A 21,314-nucleotide genomic window follows, 5' to 3' on the forward strand; every position below is an offset into this window, starting at 1 on the left:
CCACAGTAATTATCTCTTACTCTGAAATGTTCAGAGATTTCCTTTTTACAGTCCTTTATTCGCATAAAGAACTTGACATCAAACCTACAAATACTTAACAATCAATAAAATAGCTATTCGCTATAAATAATAGCAAAAGCAACTAACCTAAAATGGTTAGTCGAAAAAGCTATAAATATCCCAGAAAACCATGAAACTACTTGCTTTGGCTTTTTGCTAATTTTGTGCCGTATCCCCCATAGTAAAATCTAAGAATTGCATTTAAAACCTCGAGTCGATGAGCACTACACAGCAGATAGTAGAAGAAATCCGAGAAAGAATAAAAAGAATTAGATTAGAAAAGGGATATTCACAAGACTATATGGCGGATATGCTTAATATTAGTCAAAATGCATATCATAAACTTGAAAGAGGTCATAGTAGAATTAATCTTCAAAAATTTATAGACATCGCTAGAATTTTAGAGATTGAAACTGCTGAATTAATTAATGGCCCTGAATATGTCTATATCTTTTCTAAATATTATCAAAAAAGACTTTTAAGGAATTTAGAATAATTGACTTTACTTTAATTTTTTCTCATCATATACATACTTTCTTCACTTAGTTTCTTACTTTCTTTTTGAAACTCTAAGTGTGTAAGCTTTTTTCCCTTGGTAGGCTTTACTATTTTGATTTTATCATCAACATTAAAGTCAATTGAAACAAATTCGTATTTTACATTTTTATTGTAGCTCTCTATAATGAATCCAGGCAAGCTTCCTCCGTAAACCGAGGGTCCATAAGCATGAGGTATTTCTTTAGTATACCAAACCACAATTTCTTTTTCAAACCAACCTTTTCTCCCATGAAATTTTCTTTTCCCAACAGCTTTATAGCAAGTATATCCTTTTATTTTTTTTGTTTCCTTAGTAATTTCCCAATCTATAGCATCAGATTTTATCAAAAACAACATCGAAAAAGCTTCCTTTTCATTTAAAATGGTTTTGTTTTTTAAACTGGTGTAATATTTTCCTTTATCGCCCATGATAGAAAGCATTCCTTTAGCATCTATAGAGTTTTTTGATCGATAAAAAAGAGAAACCGTATCATTAAAAAGCAATGTGTAAGAAAGCTCTCTGGTCTTATACATTCTTTCCATATTTCTCATAAATTTTTCGTCCATAAATTCTGCTTTCATTTTCTCCTTCATCAAACTCAGTCGAGCTTCTATATCTACAAAAGTTAATTTATAAACAGCTTTTCCTTTTACAGGGTTTTGTGCATAAAATGTAAAACTTAAAAATAAAATGAAGGGAACTATAAAGAGAGTTTTCGTTTTCATAGGAACATTTTGTACTCTATAAATATATACAAATATTGTTTTATAATTTAAAAATCAATAATACCTTTGCCGCGTTCTCATAAAGGGGTGCCTTTATTGAATGATGAATAATCAAATATGAATTTTAAAGTTTCATAACTCATAATTAACAATTCGTGATTCACAATTAAAATCAGGCTGAGATCATACCCATAGAACCTAGAACAGGTAATGCTGTTTAGGAACTTATGACAGAGTTATTACAAGTAAGTTTTTGTAATAACATTAATTATTCAATTATTAATTACAAGAATAATTACCTCTTTTTATTCGTTTTAAATTTTCTTTAAAATGAAAAAAATTACATTTTTTTTATTCTTGTTTGTAAGCATTCTTACAAACGCCCAGAATTATACACTCTCAGGAAAAGTGTATGATGAAAACAAAAAGCCTTTAGAAGGAGCAACAGTTTATGTTGTTGAATTAAAAAAAGGAACTACTACAAATGTTAAGGGAAGTTACACGTTAAAACTACCTAAAGGAAGCTATGGCATAGAAGTAAAATACTTAGGATATCAGAGTGCTCTTCAAGTAGTGGAAGTTTTTGAAAACTCTGAAGGACTCGACTTTTATATATATCCAAACACTGATGTTTTAGATGAAGTTTTGGTAAAAGCCGTAAGAGCAACTTCTAATATTCCGGTTACCTATTCTAATTTGAATAAGAAGGAAATTGCCAAGAGAAACTTAGGGCAAGACATTCCTATTCTTTTGAACTATCTTCCTTCGGTAATTTCTTCTTCAGATGCTGGAGCTGGTGTAGGATACACCTATTTAAATGTAAGAGGATCTAACAGTGAGCGAATCAATGTAACGATTAACGGAATTCCATATAATGATGCTGAAAGTCACGGTACTTTTTGGGTAAACTTAGGGGATTTTGCTTCTTCTACTCAAAACTTACAATTGCAACGCGGTGTAGGAACTTCAACCAATGGTTCGGGAGCATTTGGTGCTAGTTTGAATATCTTAACGGATGCTATTTCCGAAAAAGCCTATGGTGAAATCTCTAATTCTTTTGGTTCATTTGGAACTAGAAAACACACTGTAAAGTTTAGCACAGGAAAAATCAATGACCACTTTGAAGTTTCTGGACGTTTGTCAAATGTTTATTCTGATGGTTATGTAGACAGAGCTTTTACACGGTTGAAATCCTATTTTTTACAAGGAGCTTACTCTGATGACAACACCTTAATCAAAGCCATTGCTTTTGGAGGAACTGAAGTTACTTATCAAGCTTGGTTTGGATTAACAGCCGCTCAATTGGAGCAAGACAGAAGGCAAAATCCATATACCTATGATAATGAAGTAGATGATTATGGACAAAACCATTATCAGTTTCATTGGAATGAGCAATTGAATGAGAACTGGTCTACAAACGTAGGTTTGAATTATACTCAAGGTGCTGGTTTCTTTGAACAGTTTAAAGACAATGAAGATGCTGCTGATTTTAACAACTTAATTGTTGACGGTAGTGATGTAATCGTTCGTAGATGGTTGGATAATAATTTTTATGTGGTAAACTTCAATACCAACTATCAAAAAGAAGATGTGAATATCATCTCTGGAATTTCGTATAGCAACTATACCAATGATCATTTTGGAGAAGTGATTTGGGGAAGCGATTTAGCTCCGAACACCAATATTAGAGATCGCTATTACTTTAGTGATTCTAAGAAAACAGATTTTAGTGTTTTCTCAAAAGCAACTTTTGACTTGAGTGAAAAGGTTTCTGCATATATCGATTTACAAGGTCGTTTTGTGAACTATCAAACAGCCGGATTAACATCAGATAGAGATCCTATTGATGTAGATGCTAGTTTTAGTTTCTTCAATCCGAAAGCTGGATTTATCTACAGAATTGCAGATGAAAACAGTTTGTATCTCTCTTATGCTAGAGCCAATAGAGAACCGAATAGAAATGATTTTGAAGGTGGAGTGACTACACACGAAACTTTGGATGATATTGAGTTTGGATGGCGTTATAAAACCGATAAAGTTCGCCTAAATACCAACTTGTATTTTATGAACTATAAAAATCAATTGGTGTTAACAGGAGCTATTGACGGAGTTGGAGCTCCTATTCGCGCCACTAGCGGAAAGAGTTACCGTTTCGGGTTAGAGATTGATGCTGATATTCAACTGAATGAACAATTTGCCATTCGTTCTAATGCTGCATTGAGTTCTAATAAGAATAGAGACTTTTATGCTTCTATTGATGGAACTTTGCAGAACTTAGGAAACACTCCTTTATCATTCTCTCCGAATGTGATTGTTGGAAATGCGTTTGTCTACCAACCTTCTAGCAATTTCCAAATTTCGTTCTTATCCAAATTTGTAGGTGAGCAGTTTATGAGCAATTTAAACAGCAACGTTTCTCGCTTGGATGTTTTGGATAGCTATTTTACCAACGACCTAAACTTTGTGTATGAAATTGACACCGAGAAAATCTTTGATTCGATTGTGATTACAGGTTTGATTAATAATATATTTAATGCTGAGTATGTAGACAGAGGTTACTATTACACTTTTGATGATACTTGGACCAATCCTGGCACAACCACAACAGTTGACGGAGCAGGATACTACCCACAGGCTACCGCTAATTTCTTACTAGGATTGACTTTGAAGTTTTAATCAAAAATTCTATTAAATAAAAAAACCGAGGCACTAGCTTCGGTTTTTTTATGTTAAAGCCCTACCTTTAAGACAATTATCAACCTAAATCATTGTCATGAAGAAATTTCCACTCATTATTTTTCTATTCTTTGTATTGTCTAATTGTAGTCCTCAAAAGGATAAAAAAGTGCTTCAAGAAATCAGCACTATAGAAAATAGTTTGACCAAGAACATCCAAATCAAAGGAGATTCTGTTGAAAAGATGAACATCTATAAAAGAATGGAACATTATAAAGTTCCTGGTGTTAGTATAGCTGTTGTTGAAAATGGAAAAATTAAATGGGCAAAAGGATACGGATACGCGAACACAAAAGACAGTACAAAGGTAAATACCGAAACCTTATTTCAAGCTGGCTCTATTAGTAAACCTGTAGCTGCTTTATCGGTTTTAAAACTAGTTGAAGAGGGAAGTGTAGATCTTGACAAGGATGTGAATCAATATTTAAAAGGCTGGCAAATTCCCGAAAACGAATTTACTCAGAATGAAAAAGTTACCCTTAAAAGATTGCTGACGCATACAGCTGGAATGACGGTTCATGGTTTTCCTGGATATCAACAAAAAGATAGTTTTCCTACAATCATTGATGTTTTAGATGGAAAAGGAAATACTCCAAAAATCTTCGTAAATACTACTCCTGGCAGTATTTGGAGATATTCTGGCGGCGGGTATACAGTGATGGAAAAAGTGGTTGAAGATGTAAGTGGCATGCCTCTAGAAGAGTATATGGCGAAGAATATTTTATCACCTATTGGGATGAAAAACAGCACTTACCAACAACCAATTTCTCAAAGTTTTCAAAATAATATTAGTGCTGCTTATTATGGAAATGGTTCGTTGATTAAAGGTTTGTGGCACAATTATCCTGAGCAAGCTGCCGCTGGGTTATGGACAACACCTTCTGATTTGGCTTTGTATTGTATGGAAATTCAAGAGATATTAAAAGGGAAATCTGACGGAATTTTATCTAAAGAAACTGTTGAAAAAATGCTTACTAAGCATAAAAACAACTGGGGTTTAGGCCCTTCTCTTTATCATGAAAAAGATTCTCTTGTTTTTGGACATGGGGGCAAAAATGCAGGTTTTACCAATAATATGGTTGCCTATGCACATCTTGGTAATGCAGTTATTGTGATGACTAATGCTGACAATGGCGGGCAATTGGCTAGAGAAATAGAAAATTCCATTTTTGCTTATTACAATTGGCCTATTAGAAAACCAAGAGTGATAGAAGTGATTTATCTAACTGATGAAGAGCTAAAGAAATACACTGGGAAATACGAGTTAAAAGAACAGGGATTGATTGTTGAAATGAAATTGGTAGATGGGAAACTGGTTAGTCAAACTCCTTTAGGGAATTTGTCTTTACAACCTATGAGTTCAACTAAATTTATTGATATTGAAACTGTTACTATGATTGATTTTCTAGGTGAAGAAAAAGTAACAGGCTTTCTAGTGAATAACCGATTTAAACTACTGAAGATAGAGTAATACTTGTTTTTTATGAGAATAATAACCCAAACACAATGTGTTTGGGTTATTTTAGAATCTATTCTCGATATTTACGCGGACTACAAGCCTGTCAGATGCAGGCTGGCAAGCGCTATTGGGATGTTCGCACGGAAAACAATCCTGTCTAACGACAGGTAGATCCGCGCTATCGAGGCTCTAACAAACTTTTTAATATTTCAGTGAACATAAGATACCGTCCTTTTCAGAACGGTATCTTTATTTAACTTATTGATTTTCAACTATAATCATCACTCTTTTTTAATAAGTGCTAATTTGAGACATTACCTAATTTGGGACATTACCCTTTAATGAGTCTTTTACAAATATTTCCTTTTCAAAATACGTTTTATTCTCTTTTCTCATTTGCCCGCCTTCACTAGACTCGTCGTTTTGAAAATAGTATTCTACAATTATTCCCCGAACAACTTTTTTCCCTGGAGTAAGATAATATTTCCCGAAAATTACTACATGTTTAGGATTGAAGCCTTCAAGCAATTTCTGATTTTCAACAACATCCTTTGATAAATTATGGAATGTATCTAGTCTAACATTTTTTTCATTCGAAAAATCTTTATTAAAGTTTTCTTCATCTCTAATTGGTAAATAAACTAAAATTTCAGATTCTCGATTCTTGAATAAGCTTGCTGGCATATATATTACAGCTTTTAAAAGTTCATTCACTTCAAGTGTATCCTTATTAAGGATCAAATCATAAAATTTACTCTTCTCATAAATTGTATCTCCCTTTTGATTAAACATCCATTGTTGATTTAAAATTGAATTATTTTTAACTATCTTATAATCTTCAATGCTTTTAACAAAACCTTTACTATCATAGTATGTCCATCTGCCTTTTTTCAATGAATCCTTATAAAATAAGCCTTTAGACTTTATGACTCCGTCTCGATAATATTCAATAAATTCAACAGGTTCAATATTATTCTTGCCCTCGCATGAAAAAAAGAGAACGATAAAAATGGTAATTATTAGTCTGCTCATTATTTCAGTTTTTTTGGCACTCTCAACACACTATCTAAATAAGGTCTTAAATTTACACTATCTATATGTTTAATAACCATAAATCGATAGTTTTTTCTTTCAGAAGCTGAATCTTTTTTTGCGCCAGTTAGAGTATTCACACGAGAATAACTAATAGTTCCTGAAGGAAAAGTTGTTATAACAATAAACTTTTTAACTTCTTCTGAAACATTCTTTGCCTCTTCATCTACTTTATTCTCCATAGTAGACTCATTGGAATCTATATCTGCATTTTCTCCAATTTTATACCATCTACCCCATTTACCTACTCCTGATTTTAATATTTGTTCTACTGTAGAATTTGTTTTTGTAGTTCCTCCTGTAGGAACATTCTCTATCCCAAATTCAAATCTTGGCCCATGCTTTTCTCCTCCAGATTCACTTCCATAACCCCAACTGACAACTCCTCCACAGGTCCATTTATTACAAACATGTTTTTTAGACTTTTTTCTAGCTTTTCCTTTAACTACAACTTCATCTAAAGTTTGATCTGATTGATGTGGTTTCCCATTTTCATCCCAATAAGTTCCTGTATAAGGATCAATATAAAATTGTCCAATATAAGTCCCCCCGTTTGGTACATCCTTGGGACCGCGTACATTTGGATCATATATTATATTTCCATTTCCGTCATCATAATAGTCAGTAAACCCTTGAGAGCCACTTGGCAACATTCCTGTGGGATCAGTAAAGAAAATAGGATTATTAAATGCATAATTATATGGAGAATGAGTCATTAGAAGTTCAGCAAGTGGATCTAAATTCATCCACCTACCTAGACTAGCATCATAGTTTCTTGCACCAAAATCCATCCACTCTAAACCTAGTTCTTCATTTAATTCTTTTCCTCCAAAACCAAACTTCTGCGCAGTTGAATTCCCATTGGAAGAAACCACGTTATTATACCCTTTATGTTTTAAGCCAAATGGATAGTAATTGGATTCTTCTATGATTTCCGCCTGCGCGGAGATGACACCGTCGTCATCAGAATCTGCATAGGTTATACGCACGTTTCCTAGATGATCTTTGTATTGATATACATAAGATATCTCGACTGCGCTCGATATGACATCTATTTTTGCGTAACCTTCAGCATGAGAAAAGAACTGTAAATCTCCATTTTCGTAGATGTAATTTCCAGCGTAATCTGTTGTGATTCCTTGAACCGTTTTACGTTGTTTGACACCTGTGGCATCATATACATAGTCTATATTTTGACTTCCAATGCTTACTTGTGTAGGTAAGTTTAAATGATTGTAACTAATGGCTGTAATCCCTTTATTATCGTCACGAGTCATATTCCCATTGACATCGTAGGTATATTCAGAGCTTGAATTTACTCCGTCTTTAAATCCATGGATTCCATCACCTAGGTCATTCACTGCCAACAGTTTGTTTCCAGCATCATAGGCATAGGTCAAATCATCCATCAAACCAGAAATTACAGTCGTTCCATCATGCCCCTTTCTTTGTAAGTTGCTTATATTTCCATTCTTATCATAACTTACCCAAGCCAGATTGTAATTACTTGTATTATCAATCCCTTTGATAATTCTGTTCAACGCATCGTAATGATAGGTATAAGTCTTAGTACTATTATCTATGTTGGTAGTATTCCAAGTAGCTTGACTAATATTTCCATTGAACAAGGCAACTCCATTTCCTGTTGGGTTGTTATAGTACAAAGAGAAATTAAACAGATCATTGTCACTATTTGCATCATTATTGATACTGGTTAACCAACCTCGTACATTGTATTTGTAATCTACTGTTTGCAAACGAGTAGAACTTGAAACTACATTTCCAACACCTTTATTCACGAGTTGTCCTAACTCGTCATAGGAATTGCTGGCAATCAACTCTGCTACTTGGGAATTGGCTTGCTGAGTTTGCTCTAACAATCTTCCTGCATGGTCATAGGTAAATTTGTCAATTGTTACGATATCATCTTTGCCTGTTTTTTGATGAGTTGCTTTGGCTTCAAGTACCTTCCCAACAAAATCTAATTGGCTTTCAACGATGTCTGTAGTTTGTAAATAATCATTTTCGCTATAGACGTATATAGGTCTTGCTTTATCATCGTAATAAGTAACCGTCGTAATCCAATCATTGGTTTCCAATACGCGTACTTTATTTACGGTTGCTAAACCTTGGGTATTTGTCGTCACACTTTCACCGTACACTTCTGTAGGAGCCACAAAACCTGTTGGAAGATCAGCATAGGAATCATAATAATTTACTGTAAAAAGCTTGAGCGTTGACACATTTGGAAAGGCTGCATTGGTATAATATACCTGAGCTCCGTCTTGCATGGTAACCGCATTGTTTTGCTGAGATTCGTTTACCGTAGCATGACTATCTAACGTAGTTTGCAATGCAACTCTACTATTAGCTGAGGTGTACATTCCTGTATAGGCAACTCTTCCAAACTCATCGTATTTGGTAAATAACCATTCATTCTGAACGGCCATCAAAGCATCCTGCGTCAATACAGGCCTGTCTAATTTATCATAAACAATAGCTTCCCATCCTTTTCCTGGTATTTTCTTTTCCACCAAACGGTTACGAACATCATAGACATATTGGTAGCATAGCTCTGAAAGCTCTGTTCCTGATATTCCATCGGTGGTATCTACCTTTGGAGGCAATACATAACTTAGATTTCCAAAATCGTCATACACATAGTAGGTATCATGCTCTACTTGCGATTCTCCTGCATCGTTAAAGTCTCCGTCAGAATTCAGATCCACATCTGCATAGGTTCTTTTTAAAACTACCTGTCCTTCACCATTGGTAAACTCTTCTGTGGTGTGGTTTAATCCATCTGCAGGTGTCCAGTTTTCATCCTTAGTCACCATTTTGGTCAATTCACCTACTAGATAGAAATTGGTTCCTCCTTGTAATACAGGTGTATAGGTATTATTAGCAAAAGAGGTGGTTACATTATAAATCCGCACATTATCAGTGGCATTATTGGATTCATAATCAAACTTAATAGTATGTCCATCAGAATAGCCTCTTCCTGTAATATTTGTTCCTGTTTTCTTCCACGCATCACCTGGTGCTGCCTGCTCAAATACTCTATTTAGAGGAGAATTCTCAAAAGTTTTCTCAGAATATGGATTTGGATTTGCAATATCCATATCTGAAGCATAATGCGTATTGTAATAATTCTCTGTAGGTGTTAACGGATCAGCAACAATTGCCCCAGTATTCTGAGTAGATCCATAGGGTAAATATTCTTTTACCTGTCTACCTAATCCATCATAGGTCATAAATGATATGATGTCTTTTTGCAAAGGACTTTGTTTGATCGCAATACTCTGTATGGCCCTTCCTAGTCCATCCAAATAGGTGATGTTTTCAATCACATCTTTGTTTTCATCTACCGTTGTTGAGGTAGTTTCTATTTGAAACAATCGTGTTAAGACATAATTCTCATTACTTAAGTTCAATGGAATGTATGGATCCTTAATGATCTTAGCACGAAATGTACTTCCTGCTTGTATCCAAGTATTAGGTTTTAAGGTAATACTTTGGGTTGCAAATATATTTTCGGTTCCAGTAACCGTATAGGTATTTTCTTTGACAACATTGTCGGGTATTGTTTGGGCACCTAGTGCCATGGATAGCATCAGCATTGCAAGAGCTATCATCTTTTGTATCTTCTGTATCATAGCTTCTTAATTTTTATAATGGTACTGATTTTCGCTAACTAGATTTCCATCTTTGTCTTTGACAAATTTCAAACGGTTGAATTCATCATACTCATAGGAAATACTATTCCCTCTTGGATCAGTCATACTCGTCACTCCAACCATTGGGTTGTACCTGACGACAGTAATCATTGCATTTGGCAAAGATGCTCGTAAACTAGTCTCTTGTGCAGTACTTAAATTCTCATCAAGAGTAAAGTTGGTTCCTAAAACACTTTCTATTGCACTATAGGTAACATTCTCTAGTTTGGCTACTGGCATCGACTTGTTAAATCCGTAGATGTAACTGATGGTTGTTCCGTTAGTTTTCTTTACTTCTATAGGATTACCATAGGTGTCGTAATTCACAAATTCTATTCGAGTCTGAGGTGTACTACTTCCTTTTCCAACACGAACTTCTTTGGGAAGTAATAGGCTTGAGAAATCATCATAGATTGTATGTGTCTCACTAATTTTATTTCCGTTTTTAAAGGATTGTGTTTCTAAGACTTCGTTTACCTTATTTGTCGCTATCAACGCATTGATCATAGTGGTAGAATTGCTCTGCAAATTTGTTCCTTGAGGATAGTAATATTTGGTTTGCAAGTGTTCTTCAGCACCATTAATCTTGTAATATGAATCTTGTTGTTTTACTTGATAGTTGTAACCATCATATGCAAAAACTTGCCTATTTTCCTTAATGCTTTGTATACCGTTTACATCATAGAAATACTCTTTGCTTTGGACGCTATCTAGTTTTGCCCAAGTTGATTTTATGTTATTAGAAATAAAATTAAAAGGTACTTCGTTTGTTCCAACATTGCTAGTCGAGTAAAAACCGATACAATCGTTATCACATGGTAGTGAGGTAGAATTTACAACCACGCTATAATTAACACCGAGGAAATAACGTTTTGTTCTTACTTTAGAGAATACACTATCTTTTTTTATAATAGGTAGCCCTGTAGTGCTTCCTTGGTAACACTGTTTCATAGGATTGTCTGCAACGCCAGAGTTATAGCTAGCATTCTTATAGGTATTGTAATAAGAATAATACTGTTTCCATGGACTGTCCATTGCATAGTGTTTATACATAGGAGCTATTGTGTCTTCTTCAAAATCATAGCTATTGGTAGTCTCTTTTAAAACTCTGTTTGTATTATCAAAGACTTCCTGTTTTGTTAGCAACCCTCTTTTATAATCGATATCCTTAGCAGGTGCATATGGATATACAAAAGTGGCTGCTGGACTAAAATGATCTTGTGCAGAGGTAAATGTAGATCGTGTATATCCATTCCCATATTCTGAAACATCTACAGTTTTATAACCTACATAGCTTCCTTGTGTCAATTCCACATTCAACCCATCTATAGTGACTTCAAAATCAAAACTTAAAAGACTTGTTGGGTTTAGTGCACATTCATTAGGAATAAAATGTCTTGTTACAGTCTCTGTATGGGTTCTTCGAAGACCTGTTAATAGTCCGTCGATCGACCCAGAAGATCGATTTTGTCCTCCAGCGTCGTTGTAGGTAAAACTAATTTCTCTTTCGGGTTTGATTGCATTTACATCGTTGTTAAAACGAATGTTCTTAATACGAACGCCTCCTCCATAGACAAAACGCTCTACGGTAGATTTAAAATTCTTATAGCCAATACACCCTGTAAAATTATAGTTGGTTCCAATGGTTAGAGTATAAAATCGCACTTCATACGTTCCTGCTTCTAAAAAGAAAGAAATCTCATCTTCATCTAGACGAAATACATCTCTAAAATTGTTAGGTCCCGTAATCTCTATATAAGCATTGAATTGTTCTTCTTCGGTAGCCGTGGTACTGTTTTTTTTATACCTTAATGTTTGTGCTTGCGAAATCGTAAAAGTCTCTGGTGTTACACCAGGTACTGCACTGTTTTCAGTTGCGCTATCAAAATCTAAGCTTAAACTTGTTGGCAACCAATTATCTGGATTCAAATCTCTGTATTGATCATCAGTCAATTGTGTATTCCCTTGATAGGTAATGGTGTTGCGTTCAAATACAAATTCCTTTACTCCTCCCGTAGGATAAGCGATATCTGTTAACAAACCATTTAATATGGCCGTGGCATCTGGTGTTGATAATCCACAATTTGCATTTGGCGTTAAAGACTCTGTATGATATCCCCATCCATCATGAGGGCTATCAAAAGCTGGTAATTTGTTTTTACTGTGATAGTTTAAGGTATACTTTTGTGTATTCCCTCCAGCTACTTCATCGATTTCATCTAAAAATAAACGGTTTGCTGTTGATGTACTATAGGTAAATTGATAATGCTTGTTTTCAACATCATTCTTATCTAGAATTCGTAAGTACCCCAATTGATCACCATTAGTTTCTGGGTGATTTGTCCCGTTAAAATCAAACTTCACATAGGTACTATCTCTAGTGAATGTAATTCGAGAGAGTTTTTTCGTATTAGATGTCGTTGATAAATATGCATGAGACTTCCTTGGTTTTACAATAGAAGCATTGTAGGAAACAGCCATTAAATCATTCCACGTAGATGCCGTGTAATTGATAGGTCTACTTTCTGTTCTTGTCACCGATGTAGTATACGATTCATTACTGATTTGATAGTCAAATGTTGCCAAGACTAAAGGGCTTCCTGAGGTAGAATTTGGCATTTCAATCTTTGATAAGTACCAAGCATTAGTGCTAACATACTGTTGCCCTTGTCCACTAAGATTTTGCTCTTGATCAAACGTTTCTACAGCCACAAGAGGCTCAGATTGTACAACTTCTTGTATGTCAAACGTATAGATATACCCTTTTGTGTCTGTGATCGTAAAAGAGTTTAAAGCTAAGTAATCATTACTAGATGTATTGGTATTGTAATCTACTTCTACACGAATGTTTTGGTTTTTAGATAATAATTTTGGAACGACCAATCCGTTTTCCTTCACCAATACGAAACGACCAGAAATTCCTAAAACGCTAAATTGGAAAAGGTCCGGTTGATAATCATATTTATCAAGTGGTGTTCCATTTGCTCTCCATAAAAACTCTTGTTTAGAGTCTCCTGTTAGAGTATTATAATTCCAAAAATCATCGTTATGTAGGATTCCTTCTCCAATGTTATTTCCTGTATTTCTTTTTCGCTCATCAGGTACTCCTCTAACTGTTCTGGAAATAACACCTCCAGCTTGTAAAGACCAACCAGTGCCTGTCCAACCTGAACGGTTGTTGACTTTGATTCCTTGCGTGTTGTAACTCAATCCAATATTGATTCCTAGATCTGCATTGATTGCTTTGGAATACAATGGAATTGATATATTAGGTTGCCCTGTATATTGACTTACAGGCACTTCTTCGAATTGCATTAAGTTGGCAACTGTAGGTGTTGGAGGAATTACCTCAGGTAATTCTTGGGCCATGGCAAGCCCTGTCGCACCTATCAATGCAACTACTGCTAAAATTAATTTTTTCATGCCTTTTATTCTTTTTCATTTAACAATTTTTTCATTTGCTCTTCTAGCAACTCAATACGTTTGTTTTGCTTCTCTAAGGCTTTGATTTTTTTCTCTTGTTCTATAGTATATAGTGTTAACTCTTCTACTTTTTCCAATAGTTTTTTATTCATTTCGCCTAGTAACACTCCACCTTCTTTTTTTACTTCTTTTGCAGATGGCATGTTAGGTAAGTGTCCATTTTTTTTGATGAAAGCTTCAACTTCTTCTACAGATAATAATTTATAATCGCTTGCAAATACATAATCTGGCCATGCTGATTGCAACTGTACTTTTAATTCTTCTGCAATAACTTTTCCTGCCACAGAAAGTTTGTATCCTGCAACTGGAGAAGTTGTACCGATTCCTATATTTCCTCCTGATTCTAAGTATAGCGCAGTTGTATTATTTGTTTTTAAACTTATACTGTGATCGCTTTTTGGAAAAATTCCAGTATTATTAGAAGCTGAATTTGCAAAACCAAAGTTATCTGTAGTCCATACACTTCCTGTTGTTAAATAAGTTGTACCTCCAATATTGGCAGTAAATCCATTGTAATTTGTCCCAACACTTAACTTCCCCGAATGATGAACATTTCCTGATACATTTAACTTAAAACTTCCAGGAGCTGTAGTGCCAATCCCTACATTCCCATCAGAATCTATTCTCATTCTTTCTGTATAAGAAGACCCATTCACAAAAATTAAATTCCCCCCAGCAGATTTTCCAAGGAGTAAATCGTTATTTGCATCTAATTCTAGAATGGTTCTTTGTGTACCACTAGCATCTTTCCATCTTAACTCTGTATTATTTTCGAAAAGCATGTTTCCGTTTAGGTGAAGTTTTTGTAATGGTGAAGATGTTCCAATTCCTATACTTCCTTCAACTGCTAAACCATTGGTTGGCACAGATGAAGGTCTATAAGTTTCTCCAATACTTGTTCCTCCATGTATGTGTAATTTTTTGTTGGCTACATTAGAGCCTCCACCTCCAATTGAAAATGTTTTATGATGGCCGCGATACCAAACATATTCACTCCCATTTACATCTTTAAATTCAATCCCAGACCAGCTGTCTGTTCCTTCTAATGTTATTTGAGAATCTATATTAGTCTTAAAACGCCCTCTACCATTAACATCTAATTTATGTTCAGGTGATGTAATTCCAATACCTACGTTACCATTCGCTGAAATTCTCATTCTTTCATTATTTCCAGAAGCAAAAGCAATGTTTCCTGCACTAGCACCACTAGACTGAAGTGTTACTGTCTGATTTTCAACACTAGCTGGCCAAGAACCCTCTAGTTTTTTGTTCATCAAAAAGTTAATTTCTAAATTACTATCTCTAATTGCCAACTTAGAATTGGGATTTGCAACTCCTATTCCTACGTTACCACCTCCTTCAAATAAGTAGTTTCCAGTACTAATTACTTTTAAATCTCCAAAAACAGTAGAACTTCCTACTTGTATGTGATCTGCTGTAGTTAATTTAATAACATCTTTATAATTTCCTCCACTATCTTTGATAATTAATCCTTTATTATTCCCTAAACCTATTTCTCCAGTAAATTGTGCATCTCCTACAACGTCTAGTGCTTCTGTTGGCGAGGTTATTCCAATTCCAACATTTCCTTCTACAGCTAAGCCATTTGCAGGCACATATTGACCAACATATGCAACTCCAATACTAGTTCCTCCATGTATATGTAATTTTTTTCCAGCAACATTAGAGCCTCCCCCTCCAATAGCAAATGTTTTATGTTGTCCTCTAAACCATAAATAATCTTTATCATGAACATCTTTAAATTCGATACCAGCCCAAGTATCTGTTCCTTCTAATGTTATTTGAGAATCCGAAGTGTTTTGAAAATACCCTCTACCATTAGCTCGAATATTTCCATCTATATCTAATTTATGTGTAGGTAATGTGATTCCAATTCCAACATTGCCATTACTCTTCACTACAAACCTCTCTAAGGTTCCTGTGAATACTTTAAAGTCTGCGTTTGGGTCATAGCTGTATATCATAAAGTTATTTGAATTAGCTCCTTGTGAACCCAAGGACCAACTTCCTAAACTTGATTGAAAATAAAGTTTTGTTTGGTTTAAGTAGCTACTTCCTCCAAGAGTAAAATCTCCTAATAATTGTAATTTACTACTTGGACTTGTTGTTCCAATTCCTACATTCCCTGTAGTCGGAAATGTATTTTGTGCAAATGCACTAAAAGCTGTTACGCTTAATAAAGCGAAAAATAATTTTTTCATAGTGAATAATTTAAAATGTGAGTGTTTGGTTGTGTAGATAGCTCTATTTTGAGTATCATAAATTACTAATGATTCATACCAAATAAGCTTACCTCCTTTGTATAGAGAAGGGTTTCATAGCACTTATTATTTTGTTGAACAAACGAATCTAAGTTTGCTCTAAGTCATTTTCATAGCATACATAAAACAATTTGTATGTTGAAATAAAGGCTCTTAAAATTGCCTAAGGCTTCTAAATAAAGAAGTCTTTACTACTTGTAAATTTTTTGAAATGTTCGCAATTTTTTACTTTCTATAGCACAGTAAAAGTAACAATTGTTTTTAAAAAACAAAAAAACCTCTTACTTTTTTTATTCACAAAGTCGAAAACTTAGGTCTAGTGAGGGGTTACTTCTCTAACCTTCCCACTGCACAACTCACAAAAGATTTTGCTTTGTGTAAGACGGTGTTTTTATCTCCAGCTTCAGGATATCCTAGCTTGGATAGTTTTTCTTTGATGTGAGTGACAACATCTTTAGTATGGGATACTTTTACTTCAGAAGTTTCTACATCAACTTCTACATTATCTACAGAATCAATGCTTAGAATTCCTTTTCTAATTGTTGCAGCACAGCCACCACATTTTAGGTTTTCTATGTGAATTGTTGTTGTCATTTTTTTAGGTTTTTAGTCCATTTAGAATAACCTCCATCTAGATCATAGACTTTTTGAAATCCGTTTTGAAGCAATAATAACGATGCTTTGTTACTTCTTCCTCCTCTTGCGCAATACACATAAACAGGTTTCTTTTTGTCAAAGGTTTCCGACATTCTTTTGACAAAATCGTCTTTGTAAAAATCAATCAACACAGCTCCTTTGATAAACCCTTTGTCATATTCTCCTTGAGTTCTCACATCAGCGAGTTGAATTTCTCCTTTTTCAAGTAGTATTGCTAATTCATCGGGTTGAATTAACTTTTTAACACTTGATTCTTGAGCACAACTGCATAGACTCAAAAAAAGAATACTGTAAACAAAAAGTTTTTTCATAATCATTTAGTTTGATGAAGAACATGAAATAACATCTGTTCTTTTAATTCCTGTTTTTTTAATCGCTCCGTAACCACCAGCAACATCAATTACTTTATGAAAACCTCTGGCTTTTAAAATTGACGCTGCAATCACAGAACGGTAACCTCCAGCACAATGCAAGTAAAAATCTTGATCTGTTGGGAATTCTGATATATGATTGTTTAAAAAATCTAAAGGAGTACTAGGTACGTTTTCTATATGTTCTGCGGTATATTCTCCTGGTTTTCTTACATCAAAAACCAAAGCTCCTTCATTTATTTTTTCTTCAAGAACATCAGCAGAAACCGATTCTAAAGTATCTACTTCTTTCCCTGAATTTCCCCATGATTCAAATCCTCCTTCTAAGTATCCTAATACATTATCAAATCCAACACGAGATAAACGAGTAATCGTTTCTTCTGCTTTTCCTTCTGGCACAACCAATAAGATAGATTGTTCTATGTCTTTAATTAAAGCTCCTACCCAAGGTGCAAAAGTCCCTCCTAATCCAATAAAAATAGATTGGGGAATAAATCCTTTGATAAACTCAAATTGATGGCGAACATCTAAGATTAATGCATCTGTTTCATTAGCTACCAATTCAAAATCATTTACGGATAAGGCTTTGGCTCCTGTTTCAATAACTGAATCAATCGATTTATATCCTTCTTTGTTCAGTTTTACGTTTAATGGAAAATACGCAGGCGGAGGCATTAAACCATCAGTAACTTCTTTGATGAACTCTTCTTTGGTCATATCTACTCTTAAAGCATAATTAGTTTTCTTTTGACCTCCAATAGTTCCTACAGTCTCTTTACTCAAGTTTTTACCACAGGCTGATCCTGCTCCGTGCGCAGGGTATACAATTACATCATCTGCTAATGGCATAATCTTAGTACGAAGACTTTCATATAATGTTCCAGCTAAATCTTCTTGCGTCATATTTGCTGCCTTCTGAGCTAGATCTGGTCTTCCTACATCACCTAAAAACAAAGTATCTCCGCTAAAAATAGCATGATCTTTACCGTTTTCATCTTTTAATAAATAGGTTGTGCTTTCCATAGTATGACCAGGAGTATGCAAGACAGTAATAGTGATATCTCCTATTTGGAAAACTTCTCCATCTTTGGCTGAATAAGAATCGAATTTCGTTTCTGCGTTAGGTCCAAAAACAATTTTTGCTCCTGTTTTTTCTGCCAAGGTAACATGTCCGCTAACAAAATCTGCGTGAAAATGTGTCTCGAAAATGTACGTAATCTTGGCATTATTCTTCGCTGCTCTATCTATATATCCTTGTACTTCTCGTAATGGATCTATAATAGCAACTTCTCCATTGCTCTCTATATAATAAGCTCCTTGAGCTAAACAACCTGTATAAATCTGTTCTATATTCATATCTAAATTGAATAATTATTCATATGCTTGATGAATGTAATTCGCATATTTCTTTTGATGTTCTCGATCTCCTGTTTTATAAAAGTTAACAGCTCCGTTAACTCGCATAAAAAAGTGATTGATTTCTATAATTTCTAATATTTTTCCTCTAAATAGCGTGTCTCTTACAGGGCCTTTCACTCCTGCGAAATAAAATAACACTCCTCTTTTTCGATAGTATCGTATTCTTTCTTTCAACATTTCTACTCCAGTACTATCAATTCTGTTGATACTTTCAGCATCTAAGACAATCAACTTCAATTGTTCTCCTTTTGCTTCAGCCATTTCGTCTAAGTTATCTCTGAAGTAATTAGAATTTGCGTAAAACAATTGGGCGTCAAAACGAAAAACCAACACTTCTTCTTCTATAATTACATCAGAAAAACGATCTTTATTTCTATAAAAATTTGAATTGGGCACTTTTCCTAATTCAACAATATAAGGTCTTGATGTTCTAAAAATTAATATCACTAGCGAAAGTCCCACACCAATAAAGATTCCATATTCTGTTCCTAAAAAGAGAGTAGCAAAAAATGTTGCCATTAGTAACCAAAAATCTAAATTGTTAGCTCTCCATAAAAAGATAGCCTCTTTTATATTTACCAATCCAAAAACGGCTACAATAATAATTGCTGCTAATACTGTTTTGGGAAGGTGGTAAAACAACGGAGTTAAAAACAATAAGGTAAGTAATACTATAGCGGCAGATATCAATGAAGACATTCCTGTTGTTCCTCCAGATTCTTGATTGATTGCCGATCTTGAAAAGCTTGAAGTAGATGGATAAGCTTTAAACAATGACCCAATCATATTACTCAACCCTAAGGCAACTAATTCTTGATTGGCTCGTATTCTATATTCATCTTGCTTAGACTCTAATGACTTTCCAATAGAAATGGTTTCTAAATATCCTACCATGACAAGAACTAATGCGATTGGCAACAATTCTCTAATCAAATCGAAATCTAATTCTGGGAATGAAAACGAAGGTAAACCAGACGGAATTTCTTTGATGATATCAACATCATTAAATTCACTTCCGAAATAACGCATCGCAAAGATTCCAAACATCACTACAATTAATGCATTAGGGATTCTTTTATTAATCTTCTTAAAAACAAGAATTGCAATTACAGAGATTACACCAATAATTGCTGTGTGAGTATTAAAGTCTAAAATATTAATCCATATATCTTCTAAAACATATTGAATTTGGTCGCTTTGGATAAAGTCTACTCCTAGTAAATTTCTAAATTGATTGATTCCTATGGTTAATGCAACTGCGGAGATAAAACCTGTAATTACGGGCTTGGATAAAAAGTTAACAATAAAACCTAATCTAAAAACCCCCATCAAAAACTGTATGGCTCCCACAATTAAGGCCAGAAGTATAGCAATTGATATGTAATAATCAGAACCTGTTAATGCAATGGTAGAAACTCCTGTAGCAACAATTAAGGAATCCATGGCTACTGGCCCAATAGCTACTTGTCTCGAAGATCCAAAAATTGCATAAATTACTTGAGGAACTAATGCACAATATAACCCATAAATTGGAGGCAACCCAGCAATTAAAGCATAAGCGATTCCTTGAGGAATTAAAATGATTGCTACGGTAATACCTGCAATAAAATCTCCACGAAATCTCGATACATTGTAGTTGGGCAACCACTCTAAAATTGGTATGAGTCTTTTTAAGGTTTTCATTTAAAACAATTCTCCTTGACTAGTTCCTTTTGTTCTTCCTAGGTGTTTGTATGCTAATTCTGTAACTTCTCTTCCTCGAGGTGTTCTCATGATAAATCCTTCTTGGATTAAAAAAGGTTCATATACTTCTTCTATGGTTTCGCCATTTTCACCAACGGCTGTAGCCAAAGTACTAATCCCTACCGGTCCTCCTTTGAATTTATCTATAATAGTGGTGAGTATTTTATTATCCATTTCATCTAGCCCATGCGCATCCACATTTAATGCTTTTAGAGCATATTTTGCAATTTCAATGGTAATACTACCATCACCTTTTATTTGTGCAAAATCACGTACTCTACGCAATAAGGCATTTGCTATTCTTGGTGTTCCTCTACTTCTTCCTGCGATTTCTATAGCAGCTTCCATTGAAATAGGGACTTTAAGTATCTGAGCACTCCTTTGTATGATGGTTGTGAGCAAATCAGTCTTGTAGTAATGCAATCTGCTGCTAATTCCAAAACGAGCCCTCATAGGAGCAGTTAACAATCCTGAACGAGTTGTAGCTCCAATTAATGTAAAAGGTTCTAGATTGATTTGAACCGTTCTTGCATTGGGCCCCGATTCTATCATGATATCTATCTTGTAGTCTTCCATAGCAGAATATAAATATTCTTCTACTATAGGGCTTAAACGATGAATCTCATCAATAAACAAGACATCTCTTTCGTCTAAGTTTGTAAGCAATCCTGCCAAATCTCCAGGCTTATCTAATACAGGTCCTGAAGTTACTTTGATACTAACATCTAATTCGTTGGCAAGAATATGGGCTAACGTTGTTTTTCCTAATCCTGGAGGACCGTGAAAAAGTGTATGGTCTAATGCTTCATCTCTCTGATTGGCAGCTTCAACAAAAATCTTAAGATTTTCTATGGCTTGTTCTTGTCCTGTAAAATCATCAAAAGAAAGTGGTCTCAACTTTTTTTCAATGTCTAACTCCTCGTGAGAATAATTTGTGTTATCAGGATTTAGATGCTCATTCATCTTACAAATATAATGCAATTTTAAGATAGTTACTCTAGCTACTTACTAGGCATTTCTACTTAAAATGAAT

13 protein-coding genes are annotated in these 21,314 nt (G+C 34.5%); 3 read left to right on the forward strand and 10 right to left on the reverse strand.

The genetic code is table 11. The features are described from left to right. Positions 1-277: 277 nt before the first annotated feature. Complete coding sequence (locus tag AAON49_RS05785) at positions 278-556, forward strand: helix-turn-helix domain-containing protein (RefSeq protein ID WP_349553292.1); 279 nt, start codon at positions 278-280, stop codon at positions 554-556. An 11-nt stretch (positions 557-567) separates the two neighbouring features. On the opposite strand, the gene AAON49_RS05790 is transcribed toward AAON49_RS05785, so the two are convergent. Then, on the reverse strand, positions 568-1,323 hold the full coding sequence (locus AAON49_RS05790) for a GLPGLI family protein (RefSeq protein ID WP_349553293.1): 756 nt from the start codon (positions 1,321-1,323) through the stop codon (positions 568-570). 330 nt (positions 1,324-1,653) lie between these two features. On the opposite strand from AAON49_RS05790, the gene AAON49_RS05795 reads away from it, so the two are divergent. Together AAON49_RS05795 and AAON49_RS05800 are read left to right on the forward strand one after the other, a co-directional pair. Next, positions 1,654-3,999, forward strand: coding sequence for a TonB-dependent receptor (locus tag AAON49_RS05795; RefSeq protein ID WP_349553295.1), 2,346 nt, complete (start codon positions 1,654-1,656; stop codon positions 3,997-3,999). Between the two features lie 97 nt (positions 4,000-4,096). Continuing rightward, on the forward strand, positions 4,097-5,530 hold the full coding sequence (locus AAON49_RS05800; RefSeq protein WP_349553296.1) for a serine hydrolase domain-containing protein: 1,434 nt from the start codon (positions 4,097-4,099) through the stop codon (positions 5,528-5,530). A gap of 306 nt (positions 5,531-5,836) precedes the next feature. Here AAON49_RS05800 and AAON49_RS05805 read toward each other — a convergent pair whose 3' ends face one another. The 9 genes from AAON49_RS05805 to ruvB all read right to left on the reverse strand — a co-directional run bounded on the left by AAON49_RS05805 (position 5,837) and on the right by ruvB (position 21,244). After that, entirely contained in the window at positions 5,837-6,550 is a 714-nt protein-coding gene (locus AAON49_RS05805; RefSeq protein WP_349553298.1) for a hypothetical protein, read from the reverse strand. Next, positions 6,550-10,266, reverse strand: coding sequence for a DUF6443 domain-containing protein (locus AAON49_RS05810; RefSeq protein WP_349553300.1), 3,717 nt, complete (start codon positions 10,264-10,266; stop codon positions 6,550-6,552). The genes AAON49_RS05805 and AAON49_RS05810 overlap by 1 nt, the downstream gene beginning before the upstream one ends. Positions 10,267-10,272: 6 nt before the next feature. Continuing rightward, complete coding sequence (locus AAON49_RS05815; protein ID WP_349553301.1) at positions 10,273-13,749, reverse strand: RHS repeat domain-containing protein; 3,477 nt, start codon at positions 13,747-13,749, stop codon at positions 10,273-10,275. Between the two features lie 5 nt (positions 13,750-13,754). Further along, positions 13,755-16,031 (reverse strand): hypothetical protein, encoded by a 2,277-nt coding sequence (locus tag AAON49_RS05820; RefSeq protein ID WP_349553302.1) that lies wholly within the window; start codon positions 16,029-16,031, stop codon positions 13,755-13,757. Positions 16,032-16,418: 387 nt separating this feature from the next. Then, positions 16,419-16,685: a heavy-metal-associated domain-containing protein gene (locus AAON49_RS05825; RefSeq protein WP_349553304.1), complete on the reverse strand. Its 267-nt coding sequence runs from the start codon at positions 16,683-16,685 to the stop codon at positions 16,419-16,421. Then, positions 16,682-17,059 (reverse strand): rhodanese-like domain-containing protein, encoded by a 378-nt coding sequence (locus tag AAON49_RS05830; protein WP_349553305.1) that lies wholly within the window; start codon positions 17,057-17,059, stop codon positions 16,682-16,684. The genes AAON49_RS05825 and AAON49_RS05830 overlap by 4 nt, the downstream gene beginning before the upstream one ends. A gap of 6 nt (positions 17,060-17,065) precedes the next feature. Further along, positions 17,066-18,475, reverse strand: a complete 1,410-nt coding sequence (locus AAON49_RS05835; protein ID WP_349553307.1) for an MBL fold metallo-hydrolase — start codon at positions 18,473-18,475, stop codon at positions 17,066-17,068. 15 nt (positions 18,476-18,490) lie between these two features. Next, positions 18,491-20,221: a SulP family inorganic anion transporter gene (locus AAON49_RS05840; RefSeq protein WP_349553309.1), complete on the reverse strand. Its 1,731-nt coding sequence runs from the start codon at positions 20,219-20,221 to the stop codon at positions 18,491-18,493. Further along, the gene (gene ruvB / locus AAON49_RS05845) at positions 20,222-21,244 is read right to left on the reverse strand and encodes a Holliday junction branch migration DNA helicase RuvB (protein WP_349553311.1); all 1,023 of its coding nucleotides are present in this window, start codon (positions 21,242-21,244) and stop codon (positions 20,222-20,224) included. It abuts the gene before it with no gap. Between the last annotated feature and the right edge of the window lie 70 nt (positions 21,245-21,314).

Source organism: Pseudotenacibaculum sp. MALMAid0570 (genome assembly GCF_040151415.1).
Taxonomy (GTDB): Bacteria; Bacteroidota; Bacteroidia; order Flavobacteriales; family Flavobacteriaceae; genus Polaribacter.

Bases quoted from the DNA above. Each gene is read 5' to 3' on its own strand.
- AAON49_RS05785 (WP_349553292.1), top strand. From the start codon at position 278: ATGAGCACTACACAGCAGATAGTAGAAGAAATCCGAGAAAGAATAAAA.
- AAON49_RS05790 (WP_349553293.1), bottom strand. From the start codon at position 1,323: ATGAAAACGAAAACTCTCTTTATAGTTCCCTTCATTTTATTTTTAAGT.
- AAON49_RS05795 (WP_349553295.1), top strand. From the start codon at position 1,654: ATGAAAAAAATTACATTTTTTTTATTCTTGTTTGTAAGCATTCTTACA.
- AAON49_RS05800 (WP_349553296.1), top strand. From the start codon at position 4,097: ATGAAGAAATTTCCACTCATTATTTTTCTATTCTTTGTATTGTCTAAT.
- AAON49_RS05805 (WP_349553298.1), bottom strand. From the start codon at position 6,550: ATGAGCAGACTAATAATTACCATTTTTATCGTTCTCTTTTTTTCATGC.
- AAON49_RS05810 (WP_349553300.1), bottom strand. From the start codon at position 10,266: ATGATACAGAAGATACAAAAGATGATAGCTCTTGCAATGCTGATGCTA.
- AAON49_RS05815 (WP_349553301.1), bottom strand. From the start codon at position 13,749: ATGAAAAAATTAATTTTAGCAGTAGTTGCATTGATAGGTGCGACAGGG.
- AAON49_RS05820 (WP_349553302.1), bottom strand. From the start codon at position 16,031: ATGAAAAAATTATTTTTCGCTTTATTAAGCGTAACAGCTTTTAGTGCA.
- AAON49_RS05825 (WP_349553304.1), bottom strand. From the start codon at position 16,685: ATGACAACAACAATTCACATAGAAAACCTAAAATGTGGTGGCTGTGCT.
- AAON49_RS05830 (WP_349553305.1), bottom strand. From the start codon at position 17,059: ATGAAAAAACTTTTTGTTTACAGTATTCTTTTTTTGAGTCTATGCAGT.
- AAON49_RS05835 (WP_349553307.1), bottom strand. From the start codon at position 18,475: ATGAATATAGAACAGATTTATACAGGTTGTTTAGCTCAAGGAGCTTAT.
- AAON49_RS05840 (WP_349553309.1), bottom strand. From the start codon at position 20,221: ATGAAAACCTTAAAAAGACTCATACCAATTTTAGAGTGGTTGCCCAAC.
- ruvB (WP_349553311.1), bottom strand. From the start codon at position 21,244: ATGAATGAGCATCTAAATCCTGATAACACAAATTATTCTCACGAGGAG.